Source organism: Verrucomicrobiota bacterium, from assembly GCA_016200005.1.
In the GTDB taxonomy this organism is placed as follows: domain Bacteria; phylum Verrucomicrobiota; class Verrucomicrobiia; order Limisphaerales; family PALSA-1396; genus PALSA-1396.
The window spans coordinates 29,647-48,667 of record JACQFP010000057.1 but is presented as its reverse complement, the minus strand read 5'-3'; the positions used below and the strand labels follow the sequence as shown (position 1 = coordinate 48,667).

Here is a 19,021-nt window from a genome sequence, read left to right as displayed (position 1 = left end):
TTTTATCGCTCAATCGGCTGTTTTGCCGAGTCAAAGTATGCCTTTTCAATTCTCAATCCCCGGTGCTTGGCGTATTTGCGAATCGCACGCGCCTGGTTGCTGATCGAAAATCGTCGGTGTTTCTTGGACTTCCTGACATAAACGGCGGCGCTCTTGGTTGGTAATTCTGTATTTACTGTATTCATACAAATGAATCAGCAGCCGCTGACGATGAGATCACAATTGCGGTTTGCCTGTTCCCTGATTTTTAAAAGCAACGCGCCTTGAACACTTCGTTCGGCGCGCAAAAATGATTTAGTGGCACTTTTCATTGGCGCGGAAAGATTTCCACGGATTGCTATTCAGGAAAATAGCTAAGTTGTGTGGAGCGGATTCACGGCGGCTCATTTCTCGGCACAAGGTGAATGGCAGCGGTAACGACCAAACAGAGTGACACCGAATCTACTCACAAGCATTCCGGTGATTTTTTCGAGGTTGCCGAAAGCCGCGACTATAACCTGCCACCATCCGCCGGAGTCCGGGTGAGGAGGCGAACGCTCCACCACGGACTTTATGACATGGTTAATTTCTGGAATCCATTTAGTGAACCGGTTCCAGTATTGTTGCAGAAGCGAGAGCCATGAAAGTGAGTTCGTGCCTAAAGTCCCGCCGAAAAACTCATTTATCGTGGCATTCAAAACCAGTCGGTATGGTTGTGCGAATGATGGAAGGATGCTGACCGTTTTGCCACAAAGACTACATCGAAACCGCCGCACAAAAATGCGTAAAACCCCGTGTTCTGTGCTGGTAATGTTGCGGGAATAATAACCCAACGCCTTTAGCGCATCCCTCGCATCACAATGAGGGCATTCAACCGGAGGCTCAATACCCTGATGAAAGCTTGTGCTCGCGTAATGATCGGCGCTCACCTGCACGGCACGAATGATCTGCATACGAACGAAATCAATCCTGTGCAGCAATTTTGTGTGCCAAGCGTTGCATCTCGCCGCCGGGGGTGATGTGGGCGAACCAGACTTCATCCGCCAGAGCAGCGATGAACTCGTTGCGGCGGACAGCCAGAGCGCCGGTGACGCGGCGGTCGCGTCCGGTGAAACAGGACAGAATCAAGAGCCGGCCATCGGCCAAAGATTTTTGCCAGCCCGATACGAGACGCATTTTTTCCAGACTGCGGGCGGGGCAGATGATGACGGGCTGACTGCCGCGCAGGAGAATGCGGAGACATTCCTTTTCCACCGGCGAATGAAACCCGCTGATAATGCAGCGACCGGCATCACGCCAGCGGGCGGCTTGGTCGTAGGCAGCGAGGATGGCTTGGCCGGGGCAACGGGTGGAACAAAAAAGCGCCGTTTTCGGCAATGCGAGCAGGTTGAGATTGCCGAAGGCGGACAATTGCGGCAACGAGCCAGAGGCAAAACGCGCAGGATAACGAGCGTCAGTAGCGTTGAGCGCGATGGGTTTCATTCCGCATCGGATTCAGTGTCACGACCGAGGCGGTATTTGATGTCGTAGTTCAGGATGAAGTCCAACTCCTCCGCCGTGAAGCCGTAGTGCCGCGCCAGCACCCGGTCAATTTCGTCGAGGATGGGTTTGGAGAATCGCGGGATAATGCACTGCACCTTTAACACATCATCCTTGAATCTCATTTCGCGTGTTTCCGAAGTCCGTTGCAAACTTTCCGAAAGCGACTTTGCCAGTTTTGTTACGTGTGTTCCTTCCTTCTCAACCACCTGCGAAAGTTCAATAGGCAGCGATAAAACTTCACGACAATTTAAGTTGCGGCAATCGCTGAATGTTGACAAAAACCACCGGAAAAGCGTTGAGTTCAGGGCGCAAAGGGCAGACTCGGAAAACGATTTGGAATCAAACTCCAGTGTTTTCTGTTCCGATGGGTCGCGGAGCTTGCCACGACCGTCGTAAATCTTAGGCACAAAATCCAACACGTTAAGAAACGCGTGAACTTTACGCGTATAGAAAATTCTGAATTTGCCGGTATCGCGCGACCAATTCGTAAGAGTTGTCTTTTTGGCCCAAAGTTTGTCCAGAATATCGACTTCAATATCACCACCAGCTTTTGCAACGCTGCCTTGAAGATATGATCGATGTAATTGCGCGTAGCGCAGGGTGGCAAAAAGATGAGGGCGTTCAATGGACGACCATTTGCGACACATAGTCGTGAAAGGTAATGTGGGCGTGCCTCCCGTTTTGGCCGTTAGGATTATTGTGAGTTGAATATGTTCGAGACCGTCGAAAAGTCGCGACGGGCGGTCATCAAAATTACTCAACCATACCGAACCCAGACCCAATACAAGTTTTTGCAAAGGTTCAAACTTGTCAGTTGAAAGTGATGAAAGCGGAACGATGAAACCGAAGCGACCGTTTTGTATGAGCAGATCAAACGCGCGTTCCGAGCAATAAGCGTATAAATTATTGGTCGTTTCGGTTTCATAGCTCGTAAGTCGGTATTGCGATTCGACCGTGCGTTTTTCAACATACGGCGGATTGCCTATAATGACATCAAACCCGCCGTTGCTGACGATGCCGTAAAATTCCACGAACCAGTGGAACGGCTGGTGCGATTTCACCCACTTGGCGTAGGTGGTTTTGTCACCCGCTTTCACGCCGTAGTCGCCCGCAAGGTAGCGGTTGAGTTCATCTTCCAGCGCCTTCAACTTGGATTTTAGTTCGGCTTTGTCCTCCACGGTCACGCGCCCGCCAAGTTCGGTCTGCTGCTGGCGAAAACTGCGCCACGCGGCATCGGCAATTTGCAGCCGGTCGAGAAAGCGCGCGTAGCTGTTCAACTCGTCATCAACGCCCAGGCGCATCTGGCCGCCGCCAAATTCCTTCATGCAGCGTTTCACCTCATCCGCCGTGGCGTAGCCCACGAGCGTGTTGCCGGCACGGATGTTGAAATCAATGTCCGGCAGCGGCTCGATGCCGAGATTTTCCTTGGCAGCATCCGGCTCGACCTGCGCGGCGAGCTTGAGGAACAGGCGCAGTTTGCAGATTTCCACGGCCTCTTCCATGATGTCCACGCCGAAGAGATTGTTCAGGATGATGCTTTTGAAAATAAAATAGCGGCGGCTGGGGTGCGCGGCCACGCGCTCCAGCACCTTGCGGAAATCAGAAAATTTTTCAGGCCGGTACTTTTCGCCTGAGCGGTCGAGTTCGGCCACAAACGCTTCCATGCGGTCGAGGCAGGCTTCATAAAGCGGCTCAAGAATGTTGAGCGCAGCGAACAGAAACGCACCCGAACCGCACGTCGGGTCGAGGATAGTCACACGTTCAATGGCGTGCCAGAAGGCGCGGAGCAGTTCCGGGCCTTCGCAGTTTTCAATCACGTCCTGCGCGAACTGGCGGATGTCGAGATTGAGCGTGACGAGGTCGTTGATATTGGTGACTTCGCGATTGGCGATCTTTGATTTCAGTTCGGTATAACGACGGCGACGAGCAACGACTTCGCGCCAGATTTCCGTCGGCAATGCAAACTCGACGGGAGCGGGCTTGTTCCAGCCGTCGCGCTTGGACACGTCTTTGATCCCGGCATGGATTTCTTTTGGCAGCGGAATTGTCGCGCCCTTCGTGACCGCGTTGTAGATATAGCGGTCAGGATTTTCGCGGAGCAAATCCCAAATCGTCGGGCCGTTGAAATTTTCAAAAGCGATTTTGCATTTGGGCCGCGCGGCATCAAACAGGAATGGCAACACCGTGTTTTTGCCAATGTATTCGGTAATGTCTTCCTTGGTGTAATACGCCCCCATTTGTTTCTGGTTGATGTATTTCTCGAAGATGTAGCCGAGCACGTCAGGATTGATCTCGTTGTCGGCGCGCAACGGGCGTTCGTCCAGATGCCACTGATATTGGTCGAAGTAATCGAAGATACGCTCGAACGCCTTGTCGGGAATCTGGATTTCATCGCCGTAGCGTTTTTCGATGTCGTGACGCTCGAACATTCCGCCATTGAGGTATGGGATACGACCGATGAGTTTTTCCAAGTCCGCCGCGCGCTCCTTCGGACGTTTGCCGAAGCCTTCATGGAACAGCCGTAGCAAAAAATAGCGGTAGAACGAATAGAAATTGTCCCGGCCCTTTTCCTTCTGGCAACGGTCGAGCCGGTGACGAAGATAATCGCGGTCGCCGTCGAGAAAGCCCTTACGCTGGATAAAATAAACGAACATCAGGCGGTTGAGCATGACGGACGCATACCATTCGTGGTCCGTGCTCTCGGTGATGCCGGTGATAAATTTCAGAAACGCCGTGTGTTCCTTCTGAAAGATTTCGTAGAACCGTTTTGTGACACGCTCGACGTCGAAACCTGCGCGAGCGCGACGGGTCACATCAATCAGCACGAGGGTTTCTTCCTCGACGAGCGTGAACGCGATGACTTCGAGTTTCTGGATCAGAGCGTCGCCTGTTTGCGACTTGTGAAAAGTGTGTTCGCGACAGGCGGCAGGTTTGCCCGGCTCGCGCTTCACCCACTGCCAGATTTGCGTGGTCTGCGCGGCGTCAGTGAAAATAATCAGATGTTCATGCGCGGCCTTGGCGACCTGCTGCTCGATTTTGCGGCGAATAGAGTATTCCGGTAAACGCCCGCCCGCAGGCGTGGGGCAATGCAAAGCGACCATGCCGCGCTTCTGGGCGACGGCCTGAAGTTTTTGCGGCTGGCCGTCGAGTTGAATTTCGAGCGAGGCATTGTGAGTGTCCCAGCCAAGTTCTTCGCGGAACAGCGCGGGAAAATCAAAATTCTTAAGGAGTTGGCGGACGCGATTGACGTTGACTGGCATGGCGTATTTCAGGACGCGGAATTTTCCGGCGCAGCCAGGCCGAGCGAGCAGATAATCCGGGGTTCATGCGTTTGCTCCTCCTCGTGGACGATGCACAGGCGGTCGTCATCGCGCAGGGCCATGACAAGTTCGGCCAGTTTTTCGTCAGAAATGCCGGATCGAAGCTGGCGGTTGAGCGTGTCGGTCGCGGATTGCCGGAGCGGGAATCGGTAAATTTCCTCAATGGTCTTGGCGAGTTGCGGCGTGTCGAACAACATGCCTTTGACCTGTTCGGCATAGCGTTTCAGACGTTCATAGGTGCGGAATCGAGCGCCAGAGGGACGCCCAAGCTGACCGCCGACCGTTTTTTCCTCGGCGACGACAAACTCCACGCCTTTTCTGACGAGCGGATGATGATTTTCCTGCCGGGTCAACGCGGACGTGTCCGGCAAACATTCGGCTGCTTTTAGAATTTCAAATTGCGATTGGGTGACGTTGTTGCCGTCCTTGTCCACCCAGGCGAGTGCGTCGTTGCCCTCGGCGGTGCGGAGATAAACCAGCACACCCGGCGGCTTTTTCTCGGCAGTGGCAAAACTCTTTGTGGAATACACCACTTCCGGCAACGCTTCGATGGCGCTCTTGAGTTCGGGTGATTTGTCGGTGGCGTTTTTCCAAATCTGGTAAGCGAATGATGACAAATCCACTTCGGCATCGGCCTCGCCGTCGAGGATGCCGGCCTTTTCGTGATACAGATCGAGCAGCTTTTGCTTTTCACTTTCATCCTCGAAAAAGGCTTCGTCCGTGCCGACAACTTCACGGTTTTCATGCAAACGTTGGCGAACGCGTTCGCGGAGGCGGATGATGCGATTGACGCCATCAGCAGGCAGGAATGAATAGCACAGGATTTTTTCGGACTTCTGGCCGATACGGTCAACACGGCCCGCACGTTGAATCAAACGAATGATGGCCCACGGTAAATCGAAATTCACGATGATGGCCGCGTCCTGCAAATTCTGGCCTTCGCTTAACACATCGGTTGCCAGCAGCACGCGGAGTTCATTTTCTGGCCGGAATGCCGGATTAGTTTTGTTGGTCTCATGCCGGTTGCTGTTGGGGCTGAATCGCCACGCATAGCCGGTCGGGTCTTCATCTTTACCAGTGACGCCCGCGAATTGCTGCAAGCCGCGGGCGCGAAGCTGGGTTTCGAGATACCGCACGGTGTCGGCGAACTGTGTGAAGACGATGACTTTTTCCTTTGCGTGCTTTTTTGTGAGCAGATTGAACAGCGCGTCGAGTTTTGCATCCGTGTCGGGTTTCCAATCACCGCAGCCAGTGAGGACTTTCAACAAGCTGGCGGCGTCATCGTCCAAATCTTTCCGCAGCGATTTCACAAACAGGTCGGGACGCAGCCAGGTGAACCGTCTTTTGAACTGCGTGGCGTATTGTTGATAAACTTCAGCGGCACGCTGCTTGAAGTCCGCAATGTCGCGGAGATTCAACACCTGCGGGGGCTTTTGCGCTCCGCCATCATCGTCATCAATCAATTCAGCTTCGGCGTTTTCATCGTCCACATCCTCGTCGTAATTGCCCACGTCCAGCAGGCCGGAATCCTGCGTGCCGAGCGGCAGCGACAAATTATTTTCAATGGCGTGAAGGAAAATATGATTTCTCAAAATGTGCCGCTCGATGGACTGCTGAAACGCCTCGCCGCTGCTTTCCAACCGCTTGAACAGATTCGTGCGGCAAAAACCCATGAGGCGCTTGCCCGCGCGGGACAGGTCTTGAAGCTGTTTGGCTTCGGCTGGCGTCGGCGATTTGTGCGGCGTGGCGGCGACATAGTTCGCCAGACCGTAGCGCGGAAGATTCAGCGCGTTGATGGCCGAGACCACATCCGGCGCGTAAAGCCGGGCGTATTGGTCGTTGGAATTTTGCTCGTCAATTTTGAACGTGACCGTTTTCGGCACGCGTTCGGGAAAGTAAGAACGGCTACCGTCCTCAAAGGTAAGAAATTTGCGGCCAGTGGCCGGATCGGGCGTGGCGTAATTATCCTGAATGAAACTGCGTGTGCGGCGCACCATGTAAAGCCGCATCAGTTCGCGCCAATCGTCGGTGTATTCACTTTTCTCAAACGCCGCCAGCGAACGCACGGGGCATTGATGACGGCGGAGGAATTCGGTTTCCCCGATGTCGCGCAACAGTCGTTCTGGGCGGATGCCCAAATCCTTGTCCTCTGCCACAAACAGCCGTAGCTGATTGGACAAATCGAGGTAGGTTTTGTTGTAGGGAGTTGCCGAAAGCAAAATGCACTTGCTCTCGTTTTCCTGAATGTATTCCTGAATGGCGCGATATTTTTTGCCGCTACGATTGCGGAGATTATGGCTTTCATCAATCAACACGACACGGTAACGGCGCAGTTCGGGCAACTCGCGCATGGCTTTTGTGACGGACATCACCTTTGCGAGCAGGCGATATTCAGAAACATAGTCCTCCCACATTTTGACCAGATTTTTTGGGCAGATGATGAGCGTTTCGGTGAAATGATCGTCCTGAAAGATTTTCGCCAGCGCCGTGGCCATGAGCGTTTTGCCCAAGCCAACGACATCGCCGATGAGAACGCCGTTGCGCTTGTTGAGATGGTGTGCGGCAATTTTTACGGCGGCGACCTGGTAATCAAACAGGCGATTTCCGAATTCAGGCGGGATGCGAAATTCCGACAGACCGGCGCGCGCCTCCTGCGCCAGATGATATGCCATCTTGACGTAGATATAATATGGCGGAAGCGCGACTTCGCGCGCCCAGCTTTGTTCAATGACCTGCACCAACTCGGCAGAAATATCCACGCACCACTTGTCGTTCCAGCGGTCTTCAAACCATTTGGTGAGCTTGAGCGCGGCGTCATGGTCAACCACATCCACGTTGAGTTCGCCTTGATTCGACAAGCCGGAAAATGTGAGATTGCTGCTGCCGAGATAACCGATAATCGGACTGACCGGGTCGGGTCGGAAGCACAGGTAAAGTTTGGCGTGAAGCGTATGACGGAGGAACAGTTTGACTACGAGCTTCCCGGAATTGATCTGCGCGGCCAAACGACGCAGCCCCACTTCGTCGGCGTTCGTCGGCACGCCAAAGGTCAATTGATTGCGAAATTCCTCGGCCAGCTTCTTTTTGAGCCGCAGCGCAGTCTGATTGTCGAGTTGGTCATGGCCTTGAGTCAGGCTGAACGCAGCTCGCAAATCTTCCTGCGGCAATCGTTGCATCCCGACCAGCAGGCGGCACTGGTGATCTGCACCACCCGGCCACTGGTCAATACAACCGTCAATTTGTTTCCAGCCGCGAAGATTGAAATAGCCGACGCAAAAGTCGGCGCGGTCAGAAACGAGAAGCGTTTGCTCCAACGCGGGGAGCAAATCGGCTTCGATATTGTCGAAGATTCGAGGCATGGCTGTTCGCTCGCGTGCGAATCAGCCCTGTCTGGTTGACTGTCTCCAAGGGAACGAGTGCCTAAAAACAAGAGGGACGTGCTTAATCACGTCCCACTACAGGCACTGGTATGCCCTTGGAAGAACGCTTTCGGCACGCCCCAGGCGGGGCGTGCGTCGAGCGCTGTCTTCCAAGTTGAAATTACCAGTTTCGTAGTGGACAGCAGCCGAAGCTACGCGAATTGTGTTTTGTTAAAAATTTAGTTGGTCGTCATTTTTGCTATTCTGAACTCGTTGAGATTAGCCGACAAACCAGCACACCGACAATCTTTGAATTGCGCTTCCACGGCAAACTGAAGCCTGGTCGAATCACCGAGACCAGCGTGCCTTGCGCCTGCAATTGTATGGCTCGTTCGCGCCGTCAAGGTCGAACGCCCCTTTGCCCCGCGTCTCCACCTTGACTGCGCTCGCTTCGCCGGGAGGGATGGCGCTTAGGAAGGCACGCTTGGAGTGTGCATGTCTGATTTAAGACCGGGGTGATAATCGCCTTGCCTTGTGCTTGATTTAGGCGCTATTGTTCAAGCGTGGCTTTAACTATTCGCCCTAATCTAATCAAAAGCCTGCAAACGCCTAATCTAATCAAAAGCCTGCAAACGGCCTTCCCGCGAGGGACGCCGTTCGACCATCATGAATTGACGAAGCTGGGCGTGTCGTCGGCGCTGGCGCATCATTATTTGAAGTCGGGATGGCTGCTGCGTCTGGGGCGCGGCGTCTTCATGTATCCCAACGATACCTTGAGCAGGGAGGATTGTTTGAAATTTCTGTCGCGTCAGGTGACGGGCTTTCACGTCGGCGGCAAGACGGCTCTGGCGTGGCGCGGTGTCCGTCACAATCTGCCAGCGCGCGAGCCGCTCTCATTGTGGGGTGGGGACAAGACCAGATTGCCGGAATGGTTTCAGAAACGGTTTCCCTCGCGCTACACGGCGCGAAACCTATTTTCATCCAAGCTGCCAAAACAATTCGGTTTACAGCCGTTGCCGGAAACACCTGGCGGGGTTCTTGTCTCTGTGCCGGAAAGAGCATTGCTGGAAATGTTAAGTGAAGTGGGTCTTCACCAGGGAATCGAAGAAGCCCGCAATATCATGGAGGGCGCAAGGTCGCTGCGACCAGAGGTGTTGACCACGCTGCTGAAGAACTGCCAGCGCGTCAAAGTCGCGCGGCTTTCTGTGCGCTGGGCCGAGGAATTAGGCTTGCCGTGGGCAGCCGCTGCAAAAAAGGCGACGGGAAACCGACAAGGGAACAGTCGCTGGTCTGCTCGCCTTAAAGACGGAACGACGCTCGTGCTGAAGCCGTAATGGACAAAACCTACATTGAACTCGTCCGGCTCTTGCTCGAAAGCGCTCCCGCAATTTTCGAGACGCCGCATTTCGCGATGAAAGGGGGCACGGCAATCAACCTTTTCATCGAGGACATGCCACGGTTGTCGGTGGACATTGACGTGGTTTACACCGACCACCAAGCGACTCGTGACGAGGCTCTGAAATCCATTTCAAAGGGGTTGGAAGCCGTGCGGAAGCGACTTGCCAAAGCCGGTCTGGAAGCTGATGCCTCAGCCACCAAGGACGGCGACGAAATCAAACTGTTCATCCGGCGGGGGCGCAACCAGGTGAAGGTGGAGGTGAATCATGTTTTTCGCGGCACTGTGATGCCGGTGGAAACACGGCAGCTCGGCAACGAGGCGCGGAAGCTTTTCACCACGGAATTGTCCGTGCCGGTTCTGGCCACGTCCGAACTTTACGGCAGTAAGCTCGTCGCCGCGATGGATCGCCAACATCCGCGCGACCTGTTCGATGTTCGCGGTCTCTTCGAGCGCGGCGGACTCATAGCGGAGGTTGTCGAGTGTTTCGTCTGCTATCTCGCCGGCCACAACCGCCCGGTGCATGAAGTCTTGTTCTCGCGCGATGTAGATATGTCGTCGGCTTTTGAGAATGAGTTTGCGGGCATGGCGCGGAATCCGATCACGCTGGTAGAGTTGCAGCAGGTCCGGCGCAAACTGAAAAAGGAATTGCCCGCCGTGCTGACAGCGAGCCAACGAAATTTTCTGCTCGGCCTTGTCGCGGCTGAACCCGACTGGCAGTTGATGAAGTGCCTGCACCTGTCGCACCTGCCAGCGATTCGGTGGAAGCTCCAAAATCTTGCCAAACTCAAGAAGTCCAACTTGGGCAAGTTCACTCAACAGGCTGAGGAACTTCGCGCAAGACTTGCCGTATAATCTGCTGCCATAATCGGATGGAGAACCTTCAGTGAAATCTTCAGTAAGGGGGTTAAAGATAGTTAAAGGTGGTTAGCTGATTTTTATTGAAATCCCCAATGAAATAAGCCATATTTCAACCGTCAACAGGGCATTAGCCGCCCGATTCCGACCTCCGCCTCCAACTTTCAAGTTGCCGAAAGGCAGCCAGTTGCAGAAACCAGAGGAGGCAAGTGCCAGTGGAAGTGCCAGTGAAAATAAAACTGGCCAATACCCAACGATTACTCGGTAAATACTGGTCAAAAACGAGGTCACAACTCGTCTGGCAGCCCGAAAATGCGGGTGTCAGTGCCAGTGGAAGTGCCAGTAGGGTCAAAACCGCTGTAAACATTGAGCAAAAACCCGAAATATCGGGCCACTGGTGAAGACAGGATTCGCAGCCCGTTTGGTGTAGCCGATACACCCAAAGCCGCGCGCGGCCTCATAGCGTCGGACCAAAAGTCTGAGCTATGAAAAATCGTTTCATCCTCTACCGCCGCAAACTCGGCGGCATGTTCTACGTCGAAGATACCCAAACAAAAAAGCAGGAAAGTCTCGGCACAAAAAACCGTGCCGAGGCCACGACGTTGCTCAATGCGCGCAACGAATCCGTGCGCCAGCCGCAACTGAATCTTCAAATCGCCAAGGCATACCTGGCCGGCACTGATTCCGGCGTCTCCAACCGGATCTGGCAAAACGCCCTGGATGCGATTGTCGAGACCAAGAGCGGTTCCACCCAGGATCGCTGGCGCCGGGCCGCAAAGGAGACCGCCTTGGACGGGATTCGCGATCGTATCATCATCGAGACTCAGGCGGAGCAGCTTCTGGCCTGCCTCAAGGCGGGCACGGTCAGCACCAATGTCCATCTGCGGAAACTTCACAACTTTTGCCTTTCGATGAACTGGCTGCCGTGGCCGCTCATTCCCAAGCGTCTCTGGCCGGAAGTTCGTTTCCAGCCGAAGCGGGCCATCACCGTCGAGGAGCACCAGCTCATCATTGAGCGGGAGAAGAACCCGGAACGCCGCAACTTTTACGAGCTGTGCTGGCATCTGGGCGGGTCGCAGAGTGACATTGCCAGCCTCAAGGCGGAGGACGTGGACTGGCCCAATCAAACCGTCGCCTACGCCCGTCAGAAAACCGGCAGCCTCGCCATGATTCACTTTGGCGAGGACATTGAGGCGATTTTGCGCCGCCTCCCCGTCGTTGGCCCGTTGTTTCCCTACCTCCAAACGGTTCGCGCTGGCGACCGTGCCACGGAGTTCAAACAGCGGTGCGTCGGACTTGGTATCAAAGGTGTCTCGCTGCACTCCTACCGCTACGCCTGGGCGGAGCGCGCCAAGCAGTGCGGATACCTATGATGAACTGGTCGAGAGTTTATCGCGCTTGGCCGATGCCGGACTTCTCTTAAATATTGCCGCTCGCAATGATTGGCCAAGCCAAAACTAGCATCAATTCCAACGGGTTCTGGTTTTTGTGCTTCGGTCTGCGGGCGGCGAGCGGGGAAAGTGGAGCGGAGAGCGGAGAGGAGCAGCTAGCGAATCGCAGCCGGAGCGCAACGCCCGCCGCCGAGCCTCAGACGGAAGCCCGCCGTTCATGCGACACTGTGCGGATGCTTGCTCGTGACGAGCGCGCGGTTTACGAAGGGGAACGGGCGTGGTCGAGAGAGGGAAAGGGGCGACCGAAAGCCCGTGGACCGAAGCAAACGGCGCGTTGGTCACGGCGCAAACGGCAGTTTACGCGGCGGTCCGGCTCGCACTAGCCGCAGTGAGAATCCTCGCCGATTCTCAAACGGTTCGACACGCGCTTCGATTTTCAAGAGCGGATAACGGACGGTGGCAAGTCCGTAACTCTTGTAGGTCTGCGCGAACAATTCGGTTTCGACGATGCCCGTCCAGTCGGCGAGCGACGCTCCCCTCCGGGCTTGCGAGCATTTGCGACAAGTTTCACCTGGCATTCAATCGCAGCTTCGGGTTGACATCACCGGCGCGGCTCTGAATCTTTGGGCTGTGTCAGCAATACGTTGGTTCGTGGCCCATACGCGGCCGCGCCGGGAGAAAAAACTGGCGCAATACTGCCGTCGGGTGGCCATTGCCACGACATTGCCTTGTTACGAACTGGCGCACAAGTACCGGGGCAAAACCGTCGTGTTCCGCAAACCCCTCTTTCCCGGTTATGTCTTTTTGGAACTTGATCCGGCGGATCGGAATCTGATCCGCCAAAACGAGCACGTGGCCAATCTCCTTGAAGTCCTGGATCAGGAGACGTTCCAAAAACAATTGCAGGACATTCTGCTCGCGTTGGAGGCGAACGTCGGGGTGCGCCTGGCGCCGTCGATTGGCGAAGGCATGCGCGTGCGGATCCGGGCAGGGCCGTTGCAAGGCATTGAAGGCTGGGTCGAGCAACGTCACGGCCTGAGCACGGTTTTGCTGCGACTCGATTTCATCAACCAGGCTGCGGCCGTCAAACTCGAGGCGGACCTCCTCGAACCTATTTAGCGAAGCCAAGGCTTGGACCCGGCCCTGACATCTAACCCCGGATTCAATCCCAAAATGGTGTTCGATTTTTCTTGAACATACCGATACGAACCGTGTAAAAATGGCAGCCATGAAACCGACTGTTGCGCAAATAAGGCTCACCCCCATTCGAAATCCTCGTAACTCTGACGGGGGTTTGAATCCGCTGGAATCGGAGATCATCACCCTGTTCGTGCAGATGTCCCGCGTGCTGGGCCAGCCGCGCTCCTTTGCCGAGATTTACGGACTGTTGTTTATTTCCGCCCAGCCTCTCGCGCTGGACGATTTGATCCGGCGGCTGGGCATCAGCAAAGGCTCGGCGAGCATGGGCCTTAAATTTTTGCGCGGCGTCGGCATGATCAACATGGTGTACATGCGCGGCGATCGGCGCATTCATTACGAAGCCGTGGCCGAGTTGCGGACCCTCGTGCGGCGCTATCTCAATGACCAGATCCTGCCGCATTTGGACGGCGGCTTGAAGCGCCTCGAACATATCCGTGCCATGGTGAAGCAACTGCCCCCGGCGGAGCGCGCGCGGGTGGGCGGTCGCATCAACATGCTGCAGAGCTGGGAGCAGAAGGGCCGGCGGTTTTTGCCGATGGTCGTGAGCATTTTGGAAGGTTGATTGCGGAGTCCCATGCGCAGGGTAGGCCGCTTCGGTTTTTGAGGGAATGGCGAGGGGTGCCAACGTGGCGCGGGTGTGACGGGAAAACCAGATTGTGCGGATGACAGCGTCAGTATGCTCGAGTCAACTCGCAATGCGAATTGACGGGGCGTAGCCTTATCCACGCCGGGAGTCGCTCCGCCCGTCGGCGCTCCGGGATCCGGTGACCGACTGGTGACCGTGCGGCACTTGGTCGATCCCCAGGAGCGGAGGGGTATCCCTTCCTGGCAACAAGTTTTCCACCGGTTTGAGTCATCGAAAGCGCCATCGCAGCCGGCGAAGAAGAATGGAGCGTCGGCTGATTATGCTGATCGCGGTCTTGGCGATTGGTGTTTTGATGTTGGGGCTATGGATGATTAGCCGACCGGGTCCCGCCGAAACGCCCGGCGCGCCAGATTCCGAGGACGGGTCCATCCAATTCAAGTGACACCGGCCATGCCAGACATCAGAGCCGCAAACCAAAGTCGTCTGGTGGAATGACTGCGAAACGAGCCATGCTGAAAATCATGCATATTGTGGGCGCCCGCCCCAACTTTCCCAAGGTGGCGCCGATCATGTCTGAAATGGCCAGGCGACCTGAACAATTCCAGCAGGTGCTGGTGCATACCGGGCAACACTACGACTACAACATGTCCCAGGTGTTCTTCGAGCAGCTCGAAATACCAACACCCGATGAGTTCCTGAACGTCGGTTCCGGATCCCACGCGGCCCAGACGGCGGCCGTAATGACGGCTTTTGAGCCGGTACTCGCGAAACATCGGCCGGACTGGGTGATGGTGGTGGGCGATGTGAATTCGACGCTGGCTTGCGCGCTGGTCTGTTCGAAACTCGGCGTGCGGATCGCCCATGTGGAAGCCGGGTTACGGTCGGGTGACCGGACCATGCCGGAAGAAATCAATCGTTTGCTGACCGATCAGATATCCGACCTTCTTTTTACCCCTTCGAAAGACGGAAACGCGAACCTTCTTCGCGAGGGAGTCGAGTCGCAAAAAATTCATTGCGTCGGGAATGTGATGATCGACACCTTGGTGAAATTGCTCCCGAAAGCGCAGCAACGGCCGATCCTGAGCCGCCTCGGCTTGGAACCGCGAGAGCATGTGCTGGTCACCCTCCACCGGCCCTCGAATGTTGATGACGCGGGCGCGCTGCGGGAAATCCTGCAGGCGATGGCGGAAATATCACGCCGCCGGTCCGTGGTTTTTCCGGTCCATCCCCGAACTCGGAAGCAAATAGTCGGTCTGGCAATGGCTTTGCCGAATACCACGCTGCGGTTGATCGAACCGCTCGGATACCTGGATTTTCTTGCCCTGATGAATACCGCCGCACTGGTCATCACGGATTCGGGAGGCGTGCAGGAGGAGACCACATACCTGGGGATTCCCTGTCTGACGGTCCGGCCCAACACGGAGCGGCCCATCACGCTCACGTCGGGCACCAATCGACTGGTCGCCAGCCGCTGCGCGAGGATTGTTGAGGCGGCAGCAGAGTCGCTTCGCGGGTCGAAGTCGTCACCGCCACGGCCCGAATACTGGGACGGCCAGACGGCCGGACGGATTGCCGACGTAATGATGGGTTTGTAAGAGGGCAGCAGGCAGAACGATAGGGCCAAGCCCCATGAAGTTGAATCAAACGAAGCACTCCTGATGTGCGGCATTGCTGCCATCTTCAATTATCGTACGGGCGAGCCGATTGACCGCACGGAGTTGACGGCTATCCGCGACGCCATGACCGCCCGCGGCCCCGACGGGTCCGGCACTTGGTGTTCCGCCGATGGCCATATTGGCCTCGGCCACCGCCGCCTTTCGATCATTGATCTATCGCCGACCGGTGCCCAGCCGATGAAGAGTCAGGACGGCGCGCTCGTCGTCACTTTCAACGGCGAGATTTACAACTATCGCGAACTGCGCGCGGAACTGGAGGCGAAGGGGCGACGCTTCAGTTCTCAGAGCGATACCGAAATTCTGCTGCACCTGTATCAGCTTGACGGGGACGGGATGCTGCAAAAGCTGCGCGGCATGTATGCCTTTGCCATTTGGGACGAGCGCAAGAAGGGTCTCTTCATGGCGCGCGACCCGTTTGGCATCAAACCGCTTTACTATTCGGATGATGGCAAAGCGATCCGTGTCGCCTCGCAAGTCAAAGCCCTGCTCGCCGGCAAACGGGTTGATACTGCGCCCGATCCAGCGGGGCACGTCGGCTTTTTCCTTTGGGGTCACGTGCCCGGACCGTACACGCTGCATCGCGGAATCCGTTCGCTGCCGGCCGGAACGACGTTGTGGGTAGGCCAGAACGGCGAGCGTCGGGAACGAACGTTTTGCTCAATTACGGAAATCCTCCGTTCCGCCGAACCGTCCGTTGGAAGATCGAAGATCGAAGATGGAAGGCGGGCACCTCACCCCGGCCCTCTCCCCAGAGCGGAGAGGGAGACTCTCAACTCTCAACCTTCAACGCTGAACGACTCCCTCCGCGACTCCGTCGCGCACCACCTCATCGCGGACGTTCCCGTCGGGGTTTTCCTGTCCTCCGGTCTGGATTCCACCACCCTCGCGGCCCTCGCGGCGGAACAAGGCGGCCGGTTGCGCACCGTGACGCTTGGCTTCGAGGAATATCGCGGCACACCCTACGATGAAACCCCGCTGGCCGAAACCGTCGCCGCGCAATACGGCGCCCAACATCAAACCATCTGGGTCAGCCGCGCCGACTTTCGCGCGCACGTCGAACGCCTCTTCCACGCCATGGACCAGCCCTCCACCGACGGCGTCAACACCTACTTCGTCAGCCTCGCCGCGGCCCAGACCTCCCTCAAGGTCGCCCTGTCCGGCCTCGGGGGCGACGAACTCTTTGGCGGCTATCCAAGTTTCAAACAACTGCCGCGCTCTGTTCGTGCCCTTGGGTCCTTGGGTACTTCGGGTATTTTCGGGAAAAGCTTACGCATCGTCTGCGCTCCCGTCGTGAAACATTTCACCTCGCCGAAATACGCCGGGCTGTTTGAATACGGCGGCACCTATGGCGGTGCGTATCTCCTGCGCCGCGGCATGTTCATGCCGTGGGAATTGCCCGAGATTCTCGATCCCGACCTCGTGCGGCAGGGCTGGTCGGAACTCCAGCCGCTCCTCCGCTTGGAAGAATCGCTCGACGGCTTGCGCAGTCCGCACGCCCGGGTTTCCTGCCTGGAATCCTGCTGGTATATGCGCAACCAGCTTTTGCGCGACTCGGACTGGGCGGGCATGGCGCACTCCCTGGAAATCCGCGTGCCCCTGGTGGACGTGACGCTGCTGCGCGCCCTCGCGCCGTCGCTCACCTGCGCCGCGCCGCCGACCAAGCTCGACCTGGCCCGCACTCCGCGCTGCCCGCTCCCTGCTGCCGTGCTGGCCCGTCCCAAAACCGGGTTTTTGATTCCCGTGCGCGAATGGCTCCTCGAGGAAAAAGAGAAAGCAGAAAGCAGAAAGCAGAAATGGGAAATCGCAAATCGCAAATCGCAAATCGGAAATCAGCAATCGGCTGGGCGCGGTTTGCGCGGCTGGGCGAAGGAGGTTTACCAAAGATTCGCCGGCCCGGACCTGCTGGTTTTAGGCAAACGTTCCCGCTCCCTGCCAATCAACCCTCAACCTCAACCCCGATTGCTGCTGTCGGGGTCAACTCTCAACTCTCAACCTTCCCCCATCCCCGCTCCCCGCTCTCCGTCCGACGGCTACCGTTCTCCGCACTCCGCACTCCCCGGTTCAGTTTCTCAGCGTTTCAGCGTTTCAGGATTTCTCCCCAAACGCATCCTGGTTTTCCGCATTGGCCAGCTCGGTGACACCATCATCGCCCTGCCGGCGATGTGGGCGGTCCGAAAACATTTTCCCGACGCCAGCCTGACGCTGCTGTGCGACCGGCATCCCGGCAAACGGCATGTGCTCGCGGCGGACCTCCTGAAGCGCGCCGGGCTTTTCAATCGCTTTGAATCCTATGTCGTGGACGAGACCACCACCGGCAAATTGCTCCGCGCCCAACGCATGTTGCGGCTGATGCTCAAACTGCGGCGCCGTCGCTTCGATGCGTTGGTTTACCTTGCCCCCAGCAACCGCACGCCGGACCAGGTCGCGCGTGATCGCAAATTCTTCGCCGCCGCTGGCATCCGGGATTTTATCGGCACCAGCGGCTTCTCCGAAGCACCCGCCAAAACGCCGGATCAGCCGCTCGCGGCCATGCCGTCGGAAGCGGACTTGTTGCTCGCGCGCCTGGCGGTGGACGGCATCGCCGTGCCGCAAGCCGGCCACGGCTCGTTGGAATTGAAACTGGGCGACGCGGAAAACTGCGAGGTCGATGACTGGCTGGCGCGCCAAAGCGCAGAGCACGGAGGAAGGAGGACGGAGGACGAAAAGCATTGGGCAGTGGGCGGCAGCATAAGCTCGGATCTCCGATCTCCGGTCTCCGATCTTCGTCCCTGGATCGGCATCGGTCCCGGTTCCAAGATGCCGGCCAAACGCTGGCCGGAGGAACGCTTCGGGCAGGTCGTGAGGGAATTGATCGAACGTCACGACTTCTGGCCGGTGGTTTTCGGTGGCGCCGAGGATGCGGCCCTGGCCGGTCGCCTCCTGCGAATGTGGGGACGTGGTTACAACGCGGCGGGCGCGCTCTCCGTGCGCGGGGCGGCGGCGGCCTTGAAACGCTGTGTGCTGTTTTTCGGCAATGACACCGGCACGATGCATCTGGCGGCGGCCGTCCGGACACCCTGCGTGGCCGTGTTCTCCGCGCGCGCGCATCCGGGTTTGTGGTATCCCTATGGCGTCGAGCATCGGGTGCTGCGCTCGGAGATTGATTGCGAAGGTTGCGGGTTGATGGAATGTCTCGAGCGCCGGAACGAGTGTCTTAGTCGCATTCAAACGAACGACGTTGTGCAAGCCTGCGAGGACTTGATGCGGCGGGAAGACAGGGAATCTGAAATCCTGCCCGGTGAAGTAGCCCGGTGAAGTAGCGAAAGACTTCACGGGCCAATCCCCAGTGGAATACGAAACAGATTCCACGGGTCAGGGGAGACTTCACGGGCCAGAGAAAATTGGAAATTTGGAAAGCAGAAAGCGGAAATCGGAATGGGGAGCACACGCGGCTCTCCGAGCTGTAGTCTCCGAGCCGGAAGCTCGCGTGTCGTTTTACGCGCCCTCGCGGAAAACCCAGATCGGAAAATAAACGTGCTTAACCGCAGATGGACACAGATTAACCAGATGGCGGTCAAGAATTCGCGCAGCGTCTGGAGTGCGCGCGATTTATCGCCGCTGTTGGATTTCAGCTCCAACTTGCCGAAATTGATAGACCCGAAAACGACTCCCGACTTTTAACCGCAGATGGGGGAACATAAACGCAGATACGAATCAAATCCTGAAAGCGGAAAA

At 56.7% G+C, this 19,021-nt stretch carries 13 protein-coding genes; 7 read left to right on the top strand and 6 right to left on the bottom strand.

All coding sequences use genetic code 11. The features are described from left to right. Window positions 1-2 precede the first annotated feature (2 nt). The 5 genes from HY298_20065 to HY298_20045 all read right to left on the bottom strand — a co-directional run bounded on the left by HY298_20065 (window position 3) and on the right by HY298_20045 (window position 8,200). Window positions 3-185 (bottom strand): recombinase family protein, encoded by a 183-nt coding sequence (locus HY298_20065; protein MBI3852560.1) that lies wholly within the window; start codon window positions 183-185, stop codon window positions 3-5. Window positions 186-383: 198 nt separating this feature from the next. Then, window positions 384-932 (bottom strand): hypothetical protein, encoded by a 549-nt coding sequence (locus tag HY298_20060; GenBank protein MBI3852559.1) that lies wholly within the window; start codon window positions 930-932, stop codon window positions 384-386. A 10-nt stretch (window positions 933-942) separates the two neighbouring features. After that, complete coding sequence (locus HY298_20055; protein MBI3852558.1) at window positions 943-1,461, bottom strand: DNA-binding protein; 519 nt, start codon at window positions 1,459-1,461, stop codon at window positions 943-945. Continuing rightward, a complete protein-coding gene (locus tag HY298_20050) occupies window positions 1,458-4,781 on the bottom strand; it encodes an Eco57I restriction-modification methylase domain-containing protein (protein ID MBI3852557.1) in 3,324 nt (1,107 codons plus the stop codon). The genes HY298_20055 and HY298_20050 overlap by 4 nt, the downstream gene beginning before the upstream one ends. 8 nt (window positions 4,782-4,789) lie before the next feature. Next, window positions 4,790-8,200, bottom strand: coding sequence for a DEAD/DEAH box helicase family protein (locus tag HY298_20045; protein ID MBI3852556.1), 3,411 nt, complete (start codon window positions 8,198-8,200; stop codon window positions 4,790-4,792). A gap of 590 nt (window positions 8,201-8,790) precedes the next feature. Between HY298_20045 and HY298_20040 the strand changes: the two genes are divergently transcribed. From HY298_20040 to HY298_20030, 3 genes are all read left to right on the top strand, one after another. After that, window positions 8,791-9,534: a type IV toxin-antitoxin system AbiEi family antitoxin domain-containing protein gene (locus HY298_20040; GenBank protein MBI3852555.1), complete on the top strand. Its 744-nt coding sequence runs from the start codon at window positions 8,791-8,793 to the stop codon at window positions 9,532-9,534. Continuing rightward, window positions 9,534-10,451 carry a nucleotidyl transferase AbiEii/AbiGii toxin family protein gene (locus HY298_20035; protein ID MBI3852554.1) on the top strand — a complete coding sequence of 306 codons (918 nt, stop codon included), beginning with the start codon at window positions 9,534-9,536 and terminating at the stop codon, window positions 10,449-10,451. The genes HY298_20040 and HY298_20035 overlap by 1 nt, the downstream gene beginning before the upstream one ends. A 488-nt stretch (window positions 10,452-10,939) precedes the next feature. Further along, window positions 10,940-11,827, top strand: a complete 888-nt coding sequence (locus HY298_20030; protein MBI3852553.1) for a hypothetical protein — start codon at window positions 10,940-10,942, stop codon at window positions 11,825-11,827. A gap of 356 nt (window positions 11,828-12,183) precedes the next feature. Here the strand turns inward: HY298_20030 and HY298_20025 are convergent, their stop codons facing one another. Beyond that, window positions 12,184-12,423: a hypothetical protein gene (locus HY298_20025; protein ID MBI3852552.1), complete on the bottom strand. Its 240-nt coding sequence runs from the start codon at window positions 12,421-12,423 to the stop codon at window positions 12,184-12,186. Window positions 12,424-12,475: 52 nt separating this feature from the next. On the opposite strand from HY298_20025, the gene HY298_20020 reads away from it, so the two are divergent. The 4 genes from HY298_20020 (at window position 12,476) to asnB (ending at window position 18,601) form a co-directional block, all read left to right on the top strand. Beyond that, a complete protein-coding gene (locus HY298_20020; protein ID MBI3852551.1) occupies window positions 12,476-12,964 on the top strand; it encodes a hypothetical protein in 489 nt (162 codons plus the stop codon). A 109-nt stretch (window positions 12,965-13,073) separates the two neighbouring features. Continuing rightward, a complete protein-coding gene (locus HY298_20015) occupies window positions 13,074-13,607 on the top strand; it encodes a hypothetical protein (protein MBI3852550.1) in 534 nt (177 codons plus the stop codon). A gap of 533 nt (window positions 13,608-14,140) precedes the next feature. Further along, the gene (wecB, locus tag HY298_20010) at window positions 14,141-15,226 is read left to right on the top strand and encodes a UDP-N-acetylglucosamine 2-epimerase (non-hydrolyzing) (GenBank protein ID MBI3852549.1); all 1,086 of its coding nucleotides are present in this window, start codon (window positions 14,141-14,143) and stop codon (window positions 15,224-15,226) included. A 63-nt stretch (window positions 15,227-15,289) separates the two neighbouring features. Continuing rightward, a complete protein-coding gene (asnB, locus tag HY298_20005) occupies window positions 15,290-18,601 on the top strand; it encodes an asparagine synthase (glutamine-hydrolyzing) (protein MBI3852548.1) in 3,312 nt (1,103 codons plus the stop codon). The last annotated feature ends 420 nt before the right edge of the window (window positions 18,602-19,021 follow it).

What these genes read in the sequence shown, in the direction of transcription:
- HY298_20065 (MBI3852560.1), bottom strand. Translation starts at nt 185, where the DNA reads ATGAATACAGTAAATACAGAATTACCAACCAAGAGCGCCGCCGTTTAT.
- HY298_20060 (MBI3852559.1), bottom strand. Translation starts at nt 932, where the DNA reads ATGCAGATCATTCGTGCCGTGCAGGTGAGCGCCGATCATTACGCGAGC.
- HY298_20055 (MBI3852558.1), bottom strand. Translation starts at nt 1,461, where the DNA reads ATGAAACCCATCGCGCTCAACGCTACTGACGCTCGTTATCCTGCGCGT.
- HY298_20050 (MBI3852557.1), bottom strand. Translation starts at nt 4,781, where the DNA reads ATGCCAGTCAACGTCAATCGCGTCCGCCAACTCCTTAAGAATTTTGAT.
- HY298_20045 (MBI3852556.1), bottom strand. Translation starts at nt 8,200, where the DNA reads ATGCCTCGAATCTTCGACAATATCGAAGCCGATTTGCTCCCCGCGTTG.
- HY298_20035 (MBI3852554.1), top strand. Translation starts at nt 9,534, where the DNA reads ATGGACAAAACCTACATTGAACTCGTCCGGCTCTTGCTCGAAAGCGCT.
- HY298_20030 (MBI3852553.1), top strand. Translation starts at nt 10,940, where the DNA reads ATGAAAAATCGTTTCATCCTCTACCGCCGCAAACTCGGCGGCATGTTC.
- HY298_20025 (MBI3852552.1), bottom strand. Translation starts at nt 12,423, where the DNA reads ATGCCAGGTGAAACTTGTCGCAAATGCTCGCAAGCCCGGAGGGGAGCG.
- HY298_20015 (MBI3852550.1), top strand. Translation starts at nt 13,074, where the DNA reads ATGAAACCGACTGTTGCGCAAATAAGGCTCACCCCCATTCGAAATCCT.
- wecB (MBI3852549.1), top strand. Translation starts at nt 14,141, where the DNA reads ATGCTGAAAATCATGCATATTGTGGGCGCCCGCCCCAACTTTCCCAAG.
- asnB (MBI3852548.1), top strand. Translation starts at nt 15,290, where the DNA reads ATGTGCGGCATTGCTGCCATCTTCAATTATCGTACGGGCGAGCCGATT.